We start from the raw sequence: 18,797 nt of genomic DNA on the forward strand, positions 1-18,797 counted from the left end.
AGTGTTATGTATGAGAATGATGAATCTTTAATAATAGAAACTGGATATACAAGTATAAATAAACATTCAGAAACCCTGTGTGGTGATTGGTTTAAGGTTTTTGAAAATACAGATAGAAAAATAATTGTACTATCAGATGGTTTAGGTAGTGGTGTTAAAGCAAATATACTTTCTACTCTAACATCAACAATACTTGGAACTATGCTTTCTAAAAATATGCCACTAGATGAGTGTATAGAAACTGTTGCCACAGCTCTTCCAATGTGTAAGGAGAGAAGACTTGCTTACTCTACTTTTACTGTATTAGAGATTACAAATGGTCAAGCATATCTTGTACAGTATGATAATCCTAGTGCAATTATCCTGAGAGAAGGTAAAAGATTATCATACAATTATAATGTCCACTTTGTTAACGAAAAAGAAATTCATGAAAGCAGAATTATTCTTCAGAAGGATGATATTATTGTGCTGATGACTGATGGAGTTACCAATGCTGGAATTGGAAAACTTGCTAAAAACGGCTGGCAGCACCCTGAAATTATAGCATTTTTAGAACGTCTTGATACAAAACAAATGTCAGCATCTCATATTGCTGCACAAATAGTAAATTGCAGTTTGACACTAAGTGAGGATTCTCTAGATGATGATGCTACGGTTTTTGTGGTAAAGGTTAGATCTAGGGAAGTTGTCAATATGCTTGTTGGGCCGCCAGAAAATAAAGAAGATGATAATAAAGTACTAAAATTGTTCTTTTCTAAAAATGGAAAAACCGTTATTTGTGGTGGAAGCACCGCCAGTGTTGTAAGTAAATACCTAAAGAAGCCCATGAGGGTAATACAAGACAGTGGAAACGAAGAAGTTCCGGATATGGCTTCAATTGAAGGAGTAGATTACGTCACCGAAGGCATCATTACCTTAAAAAAAGTTGTGGAATTAATCCTAGAGTTTTCAAAAAATCAAATGTATTGCCTTAACATATTTAAAAGCAAAGATCCAGCATCAGTACTTGCGCTTCTTTTGATTGAAGAGGCTACTGATGTGAATATTTACTTTGGAATGTCTGAAAATGTTGCACATCAAGGAACAGATATTGATTTTGATACAAAATTAGCATTAATCAAACAACTTGAAGAATGTTTAAATAAAATGGGCAAAAGTGTTAAAACTAGTTTTTGTTAGATAGAATTAATACAAAATGTTGATGATAATATAACTAAAGATAATTTCGTACATTAAAAACCTGTCCATTTTTAATATACACTCGAGGTATTCTATATTTAAGCATGCAAAGTATTTCATAATTAATTGTTCCCATAATATCTGCAAAATCATCTGCATTGAATTTTAAATTTCCTTCCGCGCCAAGAAGGATAACTTCATCAGAAACTTTTACGTCTCCAATGTCTGTAACATCAATCATACATTGATCCATGCAGATTCGGCCAACAATTGGAGCGAATTTTCCATTTATAATTACTTTAGCGCCTTTAGCTAATAATCTTGAATAACCATCTGCATAGCCTATAGGAAGAGTTGCAATTAAGCTTTTCCTTTCGGTTTTGAAAGTTCTGCCATAACTTATATACATATCTTTATCCATTTCTTGAACACGTGTTATACATGCTTTTAATGTTAATGCTGGCTTTAGAGATAGATTATTTTTATTAACTTCATTTGATGGATAATAACCATAAAGTATAATTCCTGCTCGAACTGCATCTAAGTAGGTTTCTGGCATATCCATAATTGCACCGCTATTTGATACATGTTTTAAAGGGATTTTTATCCCAAGATCTGAAAGTTTTGCAGTAAAATCTTTAAACTTCTTAAATTGTTCTAAAGTATACTCTTTATCTTTTTCGTCAGAGGTTGAAAAGTGGGTAAAGATTCCAAGTACTTCTAATCCTTTTAAATAACATATTTCAGAAACATCTTCCACAGCTTTTTCATCTGGAAGAAAACCTATTCTGCCCATTCCGGTATCTAGGGCAATATGGATTTTAACTTTTTTATTAAGAATTAATGCTATTTTTGATAATTCTTTTGCATATTCTAAATCATAAACAGTTTGCTCTAAATCATATTCTATTAATTCTTTACCTAAATATAGTGGAGTATATCCAAGAATCATCATAGGAGCATTTATATTATTATTTCTAAGCTCAATTCCTTCAGTTAAAACTGCTACAGCAAGTCTTGATGCACCATTTTCAAGTAATGTTGGAACCACATCTAAAGCTCCATGACCATAGCAATCAGCCTTAACAACTGCAATTACTTCTTTATCAGGAGCTAAGTTTTTTATATTTTTCATATTATAAGCTATTGCATCTAAATCTATCTCTGCATATACAGGTCTAAGTATTTTTTCCATTTGTCTACGCCTCACAATTATTATTTAAATTAATATTTATGTTGTAATAATATCCAAAGTATATAGTAATGTATTATAAAAGAGAATTTTGTAATACATTATTATTATATTACAATATGTTAGACAAATAAAGAACCACTAATATTGAAATTTAGAAGAGTGGTGGCTTGTGAATGTTTTGCTGAAATATTTATATTTTAAATTAATGTTATAAAATTAAAGGGTAAATCGCTTTTGTGTCGAATAAATTATTAAAAGCAGAAAATACAGAATATACAGAAAATACAGAATATAATAGATAGAAGTATAATTTGCTTTGAAAAATTGAATATAGAATATAAAAAAATAATAAGAAAACATGGCATTATTAAAATTTACTTAAATGGCACAGTAAAATTTGAGTTATTAAGAAATCTTGGCTCGTAAGAGTTTTGATATAAAAAGGTAAAAATTCAACTAGTTACATAAGGTAGGAAGGGGGAATTTAGGGGGCATTTGATACTTTTTAAAAATGGCGTTGTTATTAGAATTTGTGTTAAAAATATCACAATTTATAGAGTGAGTTATTGAATATAATGTAAAAAATGACAAAAAAATTTAAATTAATGTATTGTAATTTGCCTAAAAATAAAGTAATATATAATTGGTATAAGCTTGAAAACAATTACAAGGAGGAGAAGAAATGTCTAATTCTTTTGACTACAGTAACTTAGATGCTATATTGACAAAATATAATCATGATGCTTGTAATATTATTGCAATATTGCAGGATACCCAAGAAATTTATAGGTATTTACCTAAAGAAGCATTCGCATATCTTTCAGAAAAGCTTGGTATGAGTAGAGCTAAAATTTATAGTGTGGCAACATTTTATGAAAATTTTTCTTTAGAGCCTAAAGGTAAATTCGTAATAAAAATATGTGATGGTACAGCTTGTCATGTTAGAAAATCCGTTCCTATATTAGACAAGCTAAGAAAAGAATTAAATCTTTCAGAGACTAAAATTACAACAGATAATTTATTGTTTACTTTGGAAACAGTTTCGTGTCTTGGTGCTTGTGGACTTGCGCCTGCAATGACTGTTAATGATAAAGTATATGGAGCTATGACTCCAGAAAAAGCAATGGAAATTTTAAATACTCTTAAGGAGGAAAAATAGTATGCTTCTTAATAGAAATGATTTGATTAATGCTAGAAAAATTTATAGAAAAAGTTTTGAAAAAGAAGAAAAGAAAATTCTTATATGCGCCGGTACTGGCTGTGTAGCTGGTGGCGCTTTAGATATTTATGAAGAATTTATAAAATTGATGAAAGAAAAAGGAATAAAATGTGAAGTAAAGCTTGAAAAGGAACCTCATGATGAAACTGTTGGGATTAAAAAAAGTGGATGCCATGGATTTTGTGAAATGGGTCCTCTTGTAAGAATTGAGCCTTTTGGTTATTTATATTTAAAGGTAAAACCAGAAGATTGTGATGAAATTTTAGATAAAACTATAATTAACGATGAATGTGTTGAAAGACTTGCATATACTAAAAATGGTGAGGTTTATAAAAAACAAGAAGAAATACCTTTTTATAAGAAACAAACTAGACTTGCCCTTGAACATTGTGGACAAATAGATGCAACTTCAATTGAAGAATATTTTGCGCTAGATGGATATGCTGCTTTTGAAAAGGTATTATTTGATATGGATTCAGATGAAGTTATTAAGGAAATAGAAGAGTCAAATTTAAGAGGTCGTGGAGGCGGCGGATTCCCAGCAGGTCGTAAATGGTCTCAAGTAAAGCGTCAAAAAGAAGAAACTAGATACATTGTTTGTAATGGTGACGAAGGTGACCCAGGTGCATTTATGGATAGAAGCTTAATGGAGGGCGATCCTCACAGAATACTTGAAGGAATGATGATTGCGGGTGTTGCTTGCGGAGCGCAAAAAGGTTATCTTTATGTTCGTGCTGAATATCCTTTAGCTGTAAGCAGACTATCTAATGCGATTGAACAGGCAAGAGAGTATGGAATACTCGGAAATAATATTTTAGGAACTGATTTCAGTTTTGATTTTCAAATTAATAAAGGTGCTGGTGCCTTTGTGTGTGGTGAAGGAAGTGCTCTTACTGCTTCAATTGAAGGGAAAAGAGGGATGCCAAGAGTAAAACCTCCAAGAACTGTTGAGCAAGGTCTTTTTGGTAAACCTACAGTTCTTAATAATGTTGAAACTTTTGCTAATGTACCTATTGTTATTGACAAAGGTGCTAAGTGGTATAGATCTATCGGGCCTGAAAACAGTCCTGGTACAAAAGCTTTTGCTTTAACAGGAAATATTGAAAATACCGGTCTTATTGAAGTACCAATGGGGACAACCTTAAGGGAAGTAATCTTTGATATAGGTGGAGGTATAAGAGACGGCAAAAAGTTTAAAGCTGTACAAATAGGAGGTCCATCGGGTGGATGTCTTACATCAGAACACCTTGATTTACCATTAGATTTTGATTCACTTAAAAAAGCAGGTGCCATGATAGGTTCTGGTGGTCTTGTAGTTATGGATGAAGATACATGTATGGTTGAAGTTGCAAGATTCTTTATGAACTTTACAAAGAATGAATCTTGTGGGAAATGTGTTCCTTGTCGTGAAGGTACTAAGAGAATGCTAGAAATTCTCGAAGGAATTGTTGCAGGTCGTGGCAAATTAGAAGATTTGGATATGCTTCTAGAACTTGCAGATACAATTTCAGCAACAGCCCTTTGTGGACTTGGAAAAACAGCACCATCACCAGTTGTTAGTACTATTAAGAATTTCAGAGATGAGTATATAACACATATTGTTGATAAAAAATGTCCATCAAAGACTTGTCAAAAGCTAAAAACGATATTTATTGACCCTTCTTTATGTAAGGGATGCTCAAAATGTTCAAAAGTCTGTCCAGTTTCGGCAATTTCAGGGAAGATTAAAGAGCCGTTTATAATTGATAAAGATAAGTGCATAAAATGTGGTGCTTGTGTAGAAACTTGCCCATTTAAAGCTATAAAGGAGGATTAATAGAATGAGTGGACAGTTTATGACTATAGATAACATACCTGTAGAAATCAAAGATGAAAAAAACATTTTGGAGTTAGTTAGAAAAGCAGGTATTGAATTACCAACATTTTGCTTCTATTCAGAACTTTCAGTTTACGGCGCTTGCCGTATGTGCATGGTGGAAACTAACCGCGGAGATATGGAATCTGCATGTTCTACACCTCCTAGAGCTGGTATGGAAATATACACTAATACACCAAGACTTAGAAAATATAGAAAGAATATTCTTGAACTATTGCTTGCAAATCATTGCAGAGATTGCACAACTTGTCAACAAAGCGGATCTTGTAAGCTTCAAGAACTAGCAAAAAGATTTGGAATAAATGATGTAAGGTTCCCAAATACAGCTAAGGCTGAAGAATTGGATGAATCATCTGTGGCTATTGTAAGAAACAAAAGCAAATGTATCTTATGTGGTGATTGTGTAAGAGTTTGTGAAGAAGTACAAAATGTTGGAGCAATTGATTTCGTAGGAAGAGGTTCAAAAATGACTGTAACTACTGCGTTTGATGAACCTATAGCACATTCTAATTGTGTTTCATGTGGTCAGTGTGCAGCAGTATGTCCTACTGGTGCTATCGTAGTAAGGAGTAATACAGGCAAGCTTTGGGAAGATCTCAATGATAAGAGCAAGCGAGTAGTAGTTCAAATAGCTCCTGCTGTAAGAGTAGGGTTAAGTGATGAATTAGGAGAAGAAGATGGTAGAGATGCAATGGGCAAAATGGTAGCTGCCCTTAGAAGAATGGGATTTGATAAAGTTTTTGATACTGCAGTTGGAGCAGATCTTACAGTTGTAGAAGAAACAAATGAGTTTGTTTCAAAACTTCAAAAAAATGAATCTTTACCACTGTTTACATCTTGTTGTCCAGCATGGGTGAATTATGTAGAAAATACTTATCCAGAGTTAATGAAGAACGTATCAAGTTGTAAGTCGCCTATGGAAATGTTTGCGGCTGTATTAAAGGAAAATTATAGAAATGATGATAGAAAGCTTGTAAGTGTAGCAATTATGCCTTGTTCAGCTAAGAAATTTGAAGCAAATAGAGATGAATTTAAAACTGATGGAGTACCTGATGTAGATTATGTAGTTACAACACAAGAATTTATAAATATGGTAACTGAATCTGGAATTTCATTCTCTACGTTAGAACCAGAAGCACTAGATAGACCATTTCAAAGCAGCAGTGGAGCCGGGGTTATATTTGGAGTAACAGGAGGTGTTACTGAAGCGGTTATTCGTAAGGTTTTGTGTGATCAATCAGTTCCAGCATTACGTGCCTTCGCGTTTGAAGGTGTTAGAGGTATGGAAGGTGTTAAGGAGGCAACTATTACTTCCCTTGATCGTGAAATAAAAATTGCAATAGTAAGTGGCCTTAAAAATGCAGATAATATCATAAAAAAGATAAAAACTGGTGAAGCACATTATGATTTTGTAGAAGTTATGGCATGTCCAGGAGGATGTATTTGTGGTGCAGGACAACCATATGCCAAAGCTGAAGAAAAAGCAAAACGTGGTGCAAGGCTTTACAAAGCAGATAAAATGAAAAGTATAAGTCGTTCTGATGATAATCCATTAATGGATTCTTTATATGCAGGAATATTGAAAAATAGAGAACATGACTTATTACATGTTCATTATGGACATGGTGAAAAATAAAATTATAAATATCCCACCGAAATAAGGGGGCATGCATTTGTTACGGTTACTGAAGATTTTGATGTAACACTCCACAAAAGCATGCCCCCTTATTTCTAGTTTTTGATATATAGGAATATATAAGTAACTTGAAATATAGATACAAACTAAGAGGTTTTATTATAGTCAACAGTTATTACACTTAGGAGCATATCCAAACAGAGAAATTGGATACATATTTGTAACCACAAGGGTCATAATATGGAGTAGGCATTAAAAATAAGCTGTTGAAAACACTTAATGGCAGGTTGTTCTATTATAGTTTGTCCAAAAAGTGAGAATCGAAATTTTATATTTCGTTCTTCGAACTTTCTCTTTGAGCTTTTATATTTGGAGCAAACTGTAATGGGTGCAACCTGCCATTTAGTGGTTTCCAGCGAAATTTTCTTAGTCCTATGGAACAAATATGTATTCAATTTCGGAGGAGTATACACTTAAGTATAGTTTTCACACTTAGTATATTATAGTTGAACTATTTTTGGTGTAGGATTACTAAAAGAATTGAAAACTGCAACAGCATCTGTAAGATAAAAAACTGAAAAAACACCATCTTCTAAATTATACATCTTTTTAAGCATTGGTACTGCGTCTAACATTGCTATTTTAGCTTCAGTTCTTGAATCAACAACAGCATTTCCACTTAAGCGAATCCATTCACCTTTTGGAGATGTTGTAGAAATTTCAACTTTAGGATTTGCAACTAATTGTTTAAAAACAGATTTTGTATTATTTGTTGCAAAATACAGTTTGTCTTCAAAGCTCATTACTGCTCCAAAAGGACGTACTCTAGCTTGATTATCTTCATCAATTGTTGCAAGATAAAAAGTTGGATTAGTAGTTAAAAATTCTAATATTTCATTCATTATAATTGCTCCTTTTATTTTAATATGATAATATTACTTTATACATAGATAATATGACATTATAAACATTATGACAAGTACTATTATTTTTGATACATAGTATCCTAAAAGATACAAAGGAGAATTTTATGGAAGAAAAATATGATTTATTTGGCAAATGTCCGTTTGTTACAGCACAAAAAATAATTGCAGGTAAATGGGCAGTAGTAATTTTACATAATTTAAGTTCAAAAACTCTTAGATTTGGAGAATTGCAAAGGCTAATGCCAGATCTAACACAATCAACACTTACAAAGCAACTTCGAAGTTTAGAGGAATATGGGTTAGTGAACCGTTACGTATTTCCTCAAGTTCCTCCAAAAGTTGAGTATTCATTAACTGATATAGGCAAAGAATTTGAGCCTGTACTTAAGAGCATTTCTATTTGGGGAGAAAAATATATTGAACATATGAAAGTATTAGAAAATGATCGGAAATAAGTAACAATACTTTTAAAAACAAAAAAATGCACTGTCTTGAACTTGAGGAAAAGAAAGAAATTGTACATGTATGATTATTGGATATACTGATGTGAAATATTTTAGAATTGCTCCAAGGAAAGATCCATTAATATCATGGAAATAAAATTAAACATAAATATATGATTATATTTAAAACATGAAGGAAATATTATTAAGGGTTTTAGTGACAGTACTTTGTGTTTTCAAGCAACCATATTATAAAAAATCTTCAAATAGAACAGAAAAAGATACTGTAAATACCTAAACATGAATGTGTAAAATAGAAAAGGAGAATATTTATGCTTGAATACAAATTTGATACGCAGTTATTAATTGAAGGAGAAAATCTTTCAGAAGATGAAATAAACGAGTATATTACAAAAAAAATTGAAGGTGATTGCTTACTTGCAGTTGGGGATGAGGAACTCATTAAAATTCATTTTCACACAAATACTCCATGGAAAGTACTTGAGTATTGTGCTTCATTAGGCGATATTCATGATATTGTTATAGAAAATATGGAACGACAAACCAATGGTCTCAAAGGTTAAACAATAAATAATGTGGAATTTGAGTAGAGGGATTCGATGCGCCTCGCCTCCACCATGAAACTCACGACATGTATTGTCGTGAGTTATTTTAATTTATAGACATTTAGAGAATGACTTTATAATTATTAAGATGAATATACAGGAACTTATTGGTATAATTTAATGTGAAAATTACATTAGTAAAGGTTAAAAATTGGTAAGAGTGTAATTAAGTCAAATTATTTATAGATATGAAAGGTTAATAAAAAATGAAAAAATTATTATTAGTAGAAGATGATAAGGATTTATCGTATATGACGTCATATGCTTTGAAAAAAGAAAATTTAAGTGTAGACATTGCAGATTGTCTAGCAAAAGCTGATGAGTTATTTGAAAGAGAATCATATGATTTGATTATTTTAGATGTAATTTTACCTGATGGATTAGGATATGAGTTTTGTAAAAGGGTAAGAACAAAGAGTAATATACCAGTTATCTTTTTGACTTGTTGTGATGATGAAATGAATGTAGTGACCGGGTTAGATATTGGAGGGGATGACTATATTTCTAAGCCGTATAGGGTAAGGGAATTAGTTTCAAGAATTAATTCTGCCCTCAGAAGAAATGGACAAACTACCAATAAAGAAGAAGTTATATGCAGTGTGGATATTAAGGTGTTTACATCTCAATATAAGGTGCTAATAAATGATAAAGAAATTATACTTACAAGTACAGAATATAAGTTATTGCTTGCGTTTTTAAATTCACCTCATCAGGTGATGACTAGATCACTTCTTCTAGAAAAAATCTGGGATGTAGAAGGCAATTTTGTAGAAGATAATACATTATCTGTTTATATTAAAAAGCTAAGATTAAAGTTAAATGGGATTAGTGAAAAATTTGATTATATTATTACTGTTAGGGGAGTGGGTTATAAGTGGAATATGGATGTGGTAAAACATTAAGAAGGTATTTTGTAAATAAAGAAATTAAGATTGTATTTTTTAGTCTAATTATAACTTTAATTTTAGCGTTAGGAGTATTTTTAATTGGAATAAATGAGACTTTAAGAAATGTTAGCACAAAAATATTGCTAAAGAAAATATTGGGATAGCAGGGAAGCTGGTTGAAGAATATCCTCAGTTAGAAGACAGAATTGCAGATATTATAAAAGAACCAGCAACAGATAATCACATAAAAAAGGGAACAGAAATTTTAAGTCAATATGGTTATAAAGAGGACATGTCTTTTAAATTACAAAATTCAATTAATAGTGTTTATACTAAATCAATTATAGAAATAATAGCTGCATTTATAGTTTTAGCAATTATATTGCTCAGTATAGTATTTTTAGGTTTTTCTAAAATTTATTCCAAAATAGAAAGAACAACTTATATAATACAAAAGGTTATTGAGGGTGACTTTTCTTATGATTTAAAGGAGGATGGTGAAGAATTCTTTGATGTATTTGGAAATGAATTTAATAAGATGTCTAATTGTCTTAAGCTTAACATTGATAATTTAAAAAGGGAAAAAGTATTTTTAAAGAATATAATAGAAGACATTTCTCACCAGCTGAAAACTCCAGTAGCTACATTAATAGCTGCAAATGATATTATGGCTGTTGAAACTGATATGCCTATAGAAACACGTACATATTTTATTGAAAGAAGTAAAAAACAATTGGAACGGATAGAATGGTTAGTTAAAAATTTATTAAAGTTAGCCATGCTAGATGCTGGAATTATTATATTTAATAAATCAAAAGTTCATGTAATGACTATAATAAAAAAAGCTATTTTATCTATAGAATATTTAAGAGAAGATAAAAATATATCAATACATATTAATGAAAATATAGAAGATAGTTGTTTCTTCGGAGATGCTAATTGGACTGGTGAGGCAATATTAAATATTGTGAAAAACAGTATAGAACATACTCCTGAGAATGGAAAAATAGTAATTGATATTGAACAGATGAAATTACTTACGACTATTACTATTTCAGATAATGGAGAAGGAATTGAAGCGGATGAGGTTACTAAAATATTTGAAAGATTTCACAAATGTAAAAGTAAGTATAAAGATGACAGTGTAGGTATAGGGCTGTCTTTATCTAAAAGAATAATTGATGGGCAAGATGGTGCAATTACAGTGCAAAGTCAAAAGTGGAAGGGAAGTTCCTTCAGTATAATTTTGACTAATCTAGGGTAATAGGGATACAAATTCATTTGTCTAGCATAAACAATGGGAATCTAGTATTAGTTTATTTATAAGCATATAACGACTTAATTGTATTAGATGACTGAAATGTAAGACAAAATTCACTGAAAATTAAGATAAGAATTTTATACTCATATTAAACAAAAAAAAGATATGGGGGTAATGCGCAATGTATATTGTGAAAGTAATTGAATTAAATAAGACATACGGAAAAGGAAACACTAAGGTTGATGCACTTAAAAATATTAATTTAAGTGTTGAGGAAGGCGAATTTGTTGCAATAATTGGACCAAGTGGTTCGGGAAAAAGCACATTAATGCATATATTAGGTGGCGTTGATACTTCGACTTCAGGCAGTGTAATAATTAAAGATAATGATATTGCTAAGTTAGATGAAAAGAGATTGGCTATTTTTAGAAGGAGATCTATAGGTTTTATTTTTCAACAATATAATTTAGTACCAGTTTTAACAGTAGAAGAAAATATTAGTTTACCACTTATTTTAGATAATAAAAGTGTAGATACTAAACACTTAGAACAACTTTTAAAAAGCTTGGGACTTTACGATAGAAGATATCACTTGCCTTCTGAATTATCAGGTGGACAACAGCAAAGAGTTGCTATAGGAAGAGCATTAATAACTAAACCAGCTATTATTTTAGCAGATGAACCAACGGGGAATTTAGATAAAAAGAATAGTGAAGAAGTATTAAATTTATTGAAATTGTCTGTTAAAAAATATCATCAAACATTGATCATGATTACACACGATCATACAATTGCATCTAATGCCGATAGGATTATAAATATTGAAGATGGTGTGGTGAAATAATATGATTAATAATTACTTACAAATAACACCTAGATATTTAAAAAATCAAAAGAAAAGGACATTAATGACAATCATTGGGATTGTTCTTTCAACTGCATTAATTGCAGGGGTAGGTACTTTAGGCTTAAGCATGTGGCATAAGATGTATGAAGAAACTATGAAAAATTCAGGTGCATATGAGGTGATAATTTCAAGTGATTCAAAGGAAAATGCTGAAAAAATTAAAAAACATGTTTCGATTTTAGAAGCTGGGACAGTAGTTGAATTTGGGACAGGTGGCAAGAATCTTGTAGATAGTGAAAAGAACATATTAACTGAAGCAAAAGAATTTGATCCGAGTGGATACAAACTTTGTGCTTATGATGAAAAAGCATTAGAAATGTGGCCAATTTCCCTTGCAGAAGGACGATTGCCAAAAGCTAGCGATGAAATTATTATAGGTGATGAAACTTTACCTTATCTAAAGGAAAAAATTAATATAGGTGATAAGATTTCTATTGATATTTCATCTAATGAAGATAATGAAAAAGTTAATAAATCAAAAAACTATACTGTTGTAGGATTTTTAGATTCAAATTTGAATTTTTCTAGGAGAATGGAAGGAATTACTTATTATGATAGTAATTTAACGCTTCAAAATGCTAAGTATAGAACTTATATAAATTTTAAAAATAACAACGATGTACATAAATCAGCTAAAGAACTTTTAGCCGATTTAGGAGATGCTGATCAAAAAACTTTTAAGATTTCTTACAATGAACAAGTTCTAAGATTTTTATTACAAAGTAATAATGATGGATATAATGTTGCTTTAATTTCAGGATGTACATTTTTAGGAATCATAGTAGTATTCGCCATGAGTGCTGTTATATATAATATTTTTAATATTGCAATTCTTGAGCGTATTTCACAATTTGGATTACTTAGATGCATAGGTGCTACCAAAAAGCAAATTAGAAAATTAGTATTTAAAGAAGCAACTATTTTAAGCGTTATAGGCATTCCAATAGGAATAATAGTAGGAACCTTTGCAATAAAAGTTCTATATTATATTTTAGCTATTATAGTGCCGCATGTAGAATTTGGAAGTCTTACATTGATCATATCACCATATATCATAATAATTAGTGCTATTTTAAGTTTGATTTCCATATACATTTCAGCTTTTGGACCAGCGAGAAAAGCAAGTAAAATATCACCTTTAGATGCAATTAGAAATACAGGAAGTTTGAAAAAAGAAAAGTTCAAAAAATTGTCTTCAGGAAAATTAGTGAAGAGGTACCTTGGTGCTGAGGGATGGATTGCACGTAAGAACTTAGGAAGGAACAGAAAAAGATTTGCTATAACTGTATTTTCAATGGTTATTAGTATTGTGTTATTAATTGTATTTAGCAGCATCATTGATTTAACTTATAAAACAGGAGCAAATGATAGTGATAATGAATTCTTTCAATTTCAAATCTCTCACAAAGATAACAGAGGAGATGTAACGCTTACTGATGATGATTATAAAACTTTAAGTAATTTTAAGGAAATCGATGAAATATATAAATATTACTATAGATATTTTGATGTTAAACAAAGTGATTCAATAGGTGATGAAGTAATAGTTCCTGATAGTTTGGTTAGTTCTAAGTTAAAAGAATTTAATTCAGACTGGTACAATAGCAAACAAGTATATGAGAAATATACTGATTTTGATAAAAGTCAAATAGTAGGACTATCCAATGAGAATTTATCAATAATTAATAAATACTTGCTTGAAGGTGAAGTAAATCCAAACAAAATGAATGATGAACAAGGTGTTGTTATTGTTAATACAGGGGAAAGTTATAATTCCAAAACTAATATACATTCAATAATGGATAAATTAAATATAAAAGTTGGCGATAAAATAAGATTGAAAATACCTAAAAACAATGAGAATAACAAAGCAAACTCAATGGATGAATATAAAGAATATACTGTTCAAGGAATATTAAAACAAGGAATTTGGGGACAAAAATTTAATACTGATGGTGGAATTAATGTATTTACTACAGAAGACATTTATAGAGAGCTGACAAGGAAAGACAGAAATCCTGATTATCTAGCAATAAAATTAAAAAATAATGTTGACTCATCTTCAGTAAGAAGTTATTTAAATACAATGATAAAAAATTATCCTAATTTTCTTCTTAGAGATCGTGAACCAGAGATGAAGTCAAATAAGGAATATAGTATAGCAATAAGTATTTTTGTATATGGTTTTGTTGCAGTAATTGCAGCAATTAGCTGTGTTAATATTTTTAATACTATTAGTACCAATATTATCTTAAGAACAAGAGAACTTTCTATTTTAAAGGCAATTGGAATGACCAAACAAGAAGTTAATAAATTAATAAAGCTTGAATGTATTTTTTATGCTATGGCAGCTATTGTAATAGGAGATACATTAGGGACTATAGGTTCCGCAATGTTATATAAAATGTTTTACAGTGCTATAAAAATTGAGTGGAAAATACCTTGGATTGCTATTATTATAGCTACTCTTGGAACTATAGGTGTAACTATGTTAGCTAGTTACTTCCCATTAAAGAGAATAAGTAAAATAGTGATAGTTGAAGGGATAAATAATGAAGAATAGTTTTAATTTATTTTAAGTGTTAACAGTAGTGGATTTCAAAGGTCGTGCTTCGCCTCCACCATGAAACCCAAGACAATGCTAATTGGATTTTTATGGATTGTTTTATTTATGTGAAAAAACTTAATTAGGGTTTGATCACCAAACCCTAATTAATGGTGTTATGGTTAAAGAAATATGGGGTTAAGCATTCGTGGACAATACTAATTTAAAAAATGTTATTATTTCAAATGGTAAAATGAGTGCCGTTAGAGAGCTGGAACAGCAACAATAACGTGTATAGTAAATACAAATAATTTAAAGTTAACAGTAGGAAAAACAGCAAACAAATTAAGAAAAAGTAGCTGATACAGTGAGAGTGTATCAGCTACTTTTTCTTAAGTGAATACAATGAGAAGTAGTAGTATTATAAGTGTATATAAAAAAATGCATGACTATATTATTAAAGAAAAGAAAAAAAGCTCTGAATAAATACTTATCTTAATTCAAAAGATAAAGGATATTCAAAAAAAACTAGAAGCTATTTTATCTAGTAAGAGAATAGAGAATATAAATAATTAATCAACAAAGCCTTTCTCTATTGCATATTTAACGGCTTGACTGCGGTTTTCCATGTGCAGATTATTTAAATTCATTCAATAATTTTATTGCAAGGCCAGGAGATAGAGGGATTTCTCCTTGCTTATATTGTTTCAGCATTTCTTGAAACACTATTTCTACAGTATCAGCACCAGAATGTTTAACAATATTATTAAGTGATTCTTTTATGATATTGAGGATATTTGCATTGAATTTATTGTCGTAAATTTCAAAATTTTCTATACCAGTATAATCAATTTTGACAGTAAGTTCATGACCTTTTTCAAAGTTATTTATCAAATCAGCTAATTCTACAAAAAAGCTTTTTGTATTTTTTATCTCTTCTCGCATACTTAAAATTATTTCCTGTGTGTCTTTTTGTGCTTGTTGCGCAACTACGGTTAGGCGTCCAAGTCATTAAAGGGCTGCTTCTGTTTGCTTCTTTATAGTTGTATCGCGAATAATTAAGAGTTTTCATAATAAAAATTTTTTCTCATTTTGTATAGGCAAACATAGAGCTTCATAATAATATGTAAATCCATTTTGTATTTGTTCAAATTCTAAATATTCTTTTTCTTCAACTAGCATGTTGTGTAATGCTGGCCATTTATAAAAAAAATCTGAAATATAAGTTCCAATATTTTTAATAGTTTCACATTTTAGAATGTGTTTGGCAGCAGTATTAATATCCACAATACGATTTTTTAAATCAATTACAACAATACCATCTTTTAAATTTTCAATGACTCTGGTTTGTGCAATTGGAACAAGGTCGAAAAGTTTGTGTCTAAACAATGCCCATATGATGAGAGGAATTGAAATGCCCCAAGCCACAGGAGTTAAATCATACTTCAAAACTTTTAATATATATAAGACATTAATAAAATGATCGGATGGGAGGATTTATAATGAGATACATAAATTAATTTTACAGAAGTACTTTTTATATTGTTTGTAATGAATACTGATTTAAGATAGAATATAATCAATATAAATAATAGAAAAAGGATGAAGTGAATATGGAAGAAAACATAAGCTTAGAAAATTTAAGTGCGGAAGAAACATGGGAAAAATTATATAACAAAGAATTGAATTGTAAGAAAAATATACTAGAATACATAGATATTACAAAAATACTTAAAAAAGAAAATATAGATCCTGAGAAAATTCAAGATACTTATAATTTTATTTATGATAATATTGATAAAATTGCAGATAAGATTAAGCCTAACACTATTATGTTTTTACAAAATCAATTGAAAGCTCAACTTGGAAAATATGTAGTGGTAAAGGAGCCTAAAATAGAAAATACTTTTATAAAGTTTTTTAAAGAGGCATATCCAGCAGAGACCAGAAGAAAAGATTTTACATGGGTGCTAATGGATATTAACAACATAGTAGAGGAACAAATTTGGACTACTTTAGTTTATATTAATAGATCGTATATAGGAAATAGCGTTAGATTAAGCAGTGAGGAAAAATCAGATATAATTAAAATGGTAATAAAACTAGTTAAAAAGAATGATATAAAATATATTAATCAGATAAAGAGTTTATCAAAATTACTTAACAACTTGCAAATTAAAGTTATAAGTGTAAATGATAAATTTAAGGTTAAGAAAGTGACTAAAGTATAAATATTTAAAGAAAAATGTAGTTATGCATATAATTCCTAGAAATAAGCGGGATTATATGCATTTTATTTTAAATGATTAAGAATTTCATCTAATTGGAATTATTTCTTTATGATCATTAAAAATTATGATAGTATTAAATTACATATAATAGTTTTATATTCCATAAATTGATTTGTATAGAAAAAGTAAGATAATAATAGTGTTTTATAATACTAGGGGGTAGGATATGTTTATAGTTTGTTTGTTTATAGGGATTGCAGTATTTGGATGTATATATTTAGATGTCAGAAAGAAAATAGATTTAATGCATAAAGGTATCATGAGCTTATTTTTAATTGTTGTGCCACATATTTTTTTGATAACATATTTTTTTAATCAGTATGCAACACAGAATAAGATATCACAATTATGGCAAGGTGTAATTATATTCGAAGCTATAATATTTATTTCTTACATATGGGGTAAAATTAATTTTTTTCCACAGTCTAAAAAGCAAATAGTTAATCATAGGTTAAGAATATTATTAGGTGGGAGACGCCTTGTTTTTTGTGGATTATATACAGTATTTATTCAAAGTATAATTTGCAGTTATGTTTATAGTAGTTTTATACAAAGTTTTGAAATTTCAAATAAGATATACATAGCAGATATTATTATTACTATATTATTTATTCTTACACTTATTGTAAATGGAATGTTGCGTATTATATGTACTTCAAGAAGACTTAATATTATAAAGAGAATAATAGTCGCATGGATGGTGTTTATTCCAATTTTGAATATTTTTATAATGATATATGCATGCAATCTTGCAAAAGATGAGTATGAGCATGAATGTTATAAAATTAATATCGAAAAGACACGGGTTGATTCAGAAATATGCAAAACAAAATATCCATTTGTTTTAATTCATGGTGTAGGGTTTAGGGATTTCAAATATATTAACTATTGGGGAAGAATTCCTAAAGAACTGATTAGGCAAGGTGCAACTGTTTATTATGGTAATCAAGAAGCCTTTGGAACTGTAGAATATAATGCAAAGGATATTAAAGAGAAGATTCTTGACGTTGTTAGAGAAACAGGGTGTGAAAAAGTTAATATTATTGCACATTCTAAAGGTGGCTTAGATGCACGATATATGGTTAGTGAACTAGAAATGGGGGATTATGTTGCATCGATTACAATGATGTCATCACCACATAACGGTGTAAAGTTTGTTGATATTGCTTGCCATATACCTGATGTGATTTATAAAGGTATTGCAAAAGCTTTTAATAAATATTTCAAATTGATTGGTGATAAAAACCCAGATTTCTATACTGCAACTAGGCAATTTTCAACTCATAATAGTAAGAAATTCAATGAAAAAGTTAAAGATGTAGTAGGGGTTTATTATCAAAGTTATGCAACTGTAATGAGAAATTTATTTAGTGATTATATATTGACCATTCCTTATATTTTAGTAAAACTAACAGAAGGAGATAATGATGGTTTAGTTTCCGTTGATTCTGCAAAATGGGGAGAATTTAGAGGTATACTTGAAAATAAGCATTATCGGGGCATTTCTCATGGTGATATTATAGACTTAAGGAGAGATGATTACAAAGCGTTTGACGTAATTGAAAAATATGTGGAAATTGCGTCTGAGCTTAAAGAAAAAGGATATTAATATTTATTTTCATAGTAATGCACTAGTGATACGATGAACTGCACCTTGACTAATGAATATGGTGCAGTTAATGTGAGGATTGGTGCGTTTTTTTTGGAATTAGTTAGTATTTATTTAGATAAATAGGAGCAGTTGTGTTAATATATAAATAGTTAAGGTATAGGCGTAAGTTAGTATTTTTAGAGTGATAATAATAA

Annotated in this window: 17 protein-coding genes; 13 read left to right on the forward strand and 4 right to left on the reverse strand. The window is 29.9% G+C overall.

The features are described from left to right. The first annotated feature begins 6 nt into the window (after positions 1–6). Positions 7–1,179 (forward strand): SpoIIE family protein phosphatase, encoded by a 1,173-nt coding sequence (locus psyc5s11_RS07405; protein ID WP_224036972.1) that lies wholly within the window; start codon positions 7–9, stop codon positions 1,177–1,179. A gap of 34 nt (positions 1,180–1,213) precedes the next feature. Here the strand turns inward: psyc5s11_RS07405 and alr are convergent, their stop codons facing one another. After that, positions 1,214–2,374, reverse strand: a complete 1,161-nt coding sequence (gene alr, locus psyc5s11_RS07410) for an alanine racemase (RefSeq protein WP_224036973.1) — start codon at positions 2,372–2,374, stop codon at positions 1,214–1,216. A gap of 682 nt (positions 2,375–3,056) precedes the next feature. Between alr and psyc5s11_RS07415 the strand changes: the two genes are divergently transcribed. Genes psyc5s11_RS07415 through psyc5s11_RS07425 form a run of 3 tightly spaced genes read left to right on the forward strand, consistent with a single transcriptional unit; the run spans position 3,057 to position 7,105 of the window. Then, on the forward strand, positions 3,057–3,533 hold the full coding sequence (locus psyc5s11_RS07415) for a complex I 24 kDa subunit family protein (RefSeq protein WP_224036974.1): 477 nt from the start codon (positions 3,057–3,059) through the stop codon (positions 3,531–3,533). A 1-nt stretch (position 3,534) separates the two neighbouring features. Beyond that, positions 3,535–5,409, forward strand: coding sequence for an NADH-quinone oxidoreductase subunit NuoF (locus tag psyc5s11_RS07420; RefSeq protein WP_224036975.1), 1,875 nt, complete (start codon positions 3,535–3,537; stop codon positions 5,407–5,409). A 4-nt stretch (positions 5,410–5,413) separates the two neighbouring features. Then, positions 5,414–7,105 carry a [FeFe] hydrogenase, group A gene (locus psyc5s11_RS07425; RefSeq protein ID WP_224036976.1) on the forward strand — a complete coding sequence of 564 codons (1,692 nt, stop codon included), beginning with the start codon at positions 5,414–5,416 and terminating at the stop codon, positions 7,103–7,105. Between the two features lie 500 nt (positions 7,106–7,605). Here psyc5s11_RS07425 and psyc5s11_RS07430 read toward each other — a convergent pair whose 3' ends face one another. After that, the gene (locus psyc5s11_RS07430; protein WP_224036977.1) at positions 7,606–8,007 is read right to left on the reverse strand and encodes a pyridoxamine 5'-phosphate oxidase family protein; all 402 of its coding nucleotides are present in this window, start codon (positions 8,005–8,007) and stop codon (positions 7,606–7,608) included. A gap of 128 nt (positions 8,008–8,135) precedes the next feature. Here psyc5s11_RS07430 and psyc5s11_RS07435 point away from each other — a divergent pair, with 128 nt between their 5' ends. The 7 genes from psyc5s11_RS07435 (at position 8,136) to psyc5s11_RS07465 (ending at position 14,718) form a co-directional block, all read left to right on the forward strand. Continuing rightward, positions 8,136–8,486: a winged helix-turn-helix transcriptional regulator gene (locus psyc5s11_RS07435; RefSeq protein ID WP_224036978.1), complete on the forward strand. Its 351-nt coding sequence runs from the start codon at positions 8,136–8,138 to the stop codon at positions 8,484–8,486. A 320-nt stretch (positions 8,487–8,806) separates the two neighbouring features. Continuing rightward, positions 8,807–9,058 carry a kinase to dihydroxyacetone kinase gene (locus psyc5s11_RS07440; protein WP_224036979.1) on the forward strand — a complete coding sequence of 84 codons (252 nt, stop codon included), beginning with the start codon at positions 8,807–8,809 and terminating at the stop codon, positions 9,056–9,058. 248 nt (positions 9,059–9,306) lie between these two features. Then, on the forward strand, positions 9,307–10,002 hold the full coding sequence (locus psyc5s11_RS07445) for a response regulator transcription factor (protein WP_224036980.1): 696 nt from the start codon (positions 9,307–9,309) through the stop codon (positions 10,000–10,002). Further along, a complete protein-coding gene (locus psyc5s11_RS07450) occupies positions 9,975–10,151 on the forward strand; it encodes a hypothetical protein (protein ID WP_224036981.1) in 177 nt (58 codons plus the stop codon). The genes psyc5s11_RS07445 and psyc5s11_RS07450 overlap by 28 nt, the downstream gene beginning before the upstream one ends. Before the next feature lie 128 nt (positions 10,152–10,279). Then, complete coding sequence (locus psyc5s11_RS07455; protein WP_224036982.1) at positions 10,280–11,251, forward strand: sensor histidine kinase; 972 nt, start codon at positions 10,280–10,282, stop codon at positions 11,249–11,251. Positions 11,252–11,429: 178 nt separating this feature from the next. Beyond that, complete coding sequence (locus tag psyc5s11_RS07460) at positions 11,430–12,092, forward strand: ABC transporter ATP-binding protein (protein WP_224036983.1); 663 nt, start codon at positions 11,430–11,432, stop codon at positions 12,090–12,092. A gap of 1 nt (position 12,093) precedes the next feature. Further along, positions 12,094–14,718 (forward strand): ABC transporter permease, encoded by a 2,625-nt coding sequence (locus psyc5s11_RS07465; protein WP_224036984.1) that lies wholly within the window; start codon positions 12,094–12,096, stop codon positions 14,716–14,718. A gap of 618 nt (positions 14,719–15,336) precedes the next feature. On the opposite strand, the gene psyc5s11_RS07470 is transcribed toward psyc5s11_RS07465, so the two are convergent. Both psyc5s11_RS07470 and psyc5s11_RS07475 read right to left on the reverse strand, forming a co-directional pair. Continuing rightward, entirely contained in the window at positions 15,337–15,645 is a 309-nt protein-coding gene (locus psyc5s11_RS07470) for a sensor histidine kinase (protein WP_224036985.1), read from the reverse strand. Positions 15,646–15,768: 123 nt separating this feature from the next. After that, positions 15,769–16,197 carry a histidine kinase N-terminal 7TM domain-containing protein gene (locus psyc5s11_RS07475; protein WP_311196443.1) on the reverse strand — a complete coding sequence of 143 codons (429 nt, stop codon included), beginning with the start codon at positions 16,195–16,197 and terminating at the stop codon, positions 15,769–15,771. A 116-nt stretch (positions 16,198–16,313) separates the two neighbouring features. Here psyc5s11_RS07475 and psyc5s11_RS07480 point away from each other — a divergent pair, with 116 nt between their 5' ends. Continuing rightward, the gene (locus tag psyc5s11_RS07480; RefSeq protein ID WP_224036986.1) at positions 16,314–16,931 is read left to right on the forward strand and encodes a hypothetical protein; all 618 of its coding nucleotides are present in this window, start codon (positions 16,314–16,316) and stop codon (positions 16,929–16,931) included. A gap of 226 nt (positions 16,932–17,157) precedes the next feature. Then, the gene (locus psyc5s11_RS07485; RefSeq protein ID WP_224036987.1) at positions 17,158–18,600 is read left to right on the forward strand and encodes an esterase/lipase family protein; all 1,443 of its coding nucleotides are present in this window, start codon (positions 17,158–17,160) and stop codon (positions 18,598–18,600) included. Positions 18,601–18,797 lie beyond the last annotated feature (197 nt).

Origin of the sequence: Clostridium gelidum (assembly GCF_019977655.1) — a bacterium.
Taxonomy (GTDB): Bacteria; Bacillota; Clostridia; order Clostridiales; family Clostridiaceae; genus Clostridium; species Clostridium gelidum.

Coding starts and splice junctions, on each gene's coding strand:
- psyc5s11_RS07430 (WP_224036977.1), bottom strand. CDS start 8,007: ATGAATGAAATATTAGAATTTTTAACTACTAATCCAACTTTTTATCTT.
- alr (WP_224036973.1), bottom strand. CDS start 2,374: ATGGAAAAAATACTTAGACCTGTATATGCAGAGATAGATTTAGATGCA.
- psyc5s11_RS07470 (WP_224036985.1), bottom strand. CDS start 15,645: ATGCGAGAAGAGATAAAAAATACAAAAAGCTTTTTTGTAGAATTAGCT.
- psyc5s11_RS07420 (WP_224036975.1), top strand. CDS start 3,535: ATGCTTCTTAATAGAAATGATTTGATTAATGCTAGAAAAATTTATAGA.
- psyc5s11_RS07480 (WP_224036986.1), top strand. CDS start 16,314: ATGGAAGAAAACATAAGCTTAGAAAATTTAAGTGCGGAAGAAACATGG.
- psyc5s11_RS07445 (WP_224036980.1), top strand. CDS start 9,307: ATGAAAAAATTATTATTAGTAGAAGATGATAAGGATTTATCGTATATG.
- psyc5s11_RS07435 (WP_224036978.1), top strand. CDS start 8,136: ATGGAAGAAAAATATGATTTATTTGGCAAATGTCCGTTTGTTACAGCA.
- psyc5s11_RS07440 (WP_224036979.1), top strand. CDS start 8,807: ATGCTTGAATACAAATTTGATACGCAGTTATTAATTGAAGGAGAAAAT.
- psyc5s11_RS07425 (WP_224036976.1), top strand. CDS start 5,414: ATGAGTGGACAGTTTATGACTATAGATAACATACCTGTAGAAATCAAA.
- psyc5s11_RS07460 (WP_224036983.1), top strand. CDS start 11,430: ATGTATATTGTGAAAGTAATTGAATTAAATAAGACATACGGAAAAGGA.
- psyc5s11_RS07405 (WP_224036972.1), top strand. CDS start 7: ATGTATGAGAATGATGAATCTTTAATAATAGAAACTGGATATACAAGT.
- psyc5s11_RS07415 (WP_224036974.1), top strand. CDS start 3,057: ATGTCTAATTCTTTTGACTACAGTAACTTAGATGCTATATTGACAAAA.
- psyc5s11_RS07455 (WP_224036982.1), top strand. CDS start 10,280: ATGTCTTTTAAATTACAAAATTCAATTAATAGTGTTTATACTAAATCA.
- psyc5s11_RS07485 (WP_224036987.1), top strand. CDS start 17,158: ATGTTTATAGTTTGTTTGTTTATAGGGATTGCAGTATTTGGATGTATA.
- psyc5s11_RS07465 (WP_224036984.1), top strand. CDS start 12,094: ATGATTAATAATTACTTACAAATAACACCTAGATATTTAAAAAATCAA.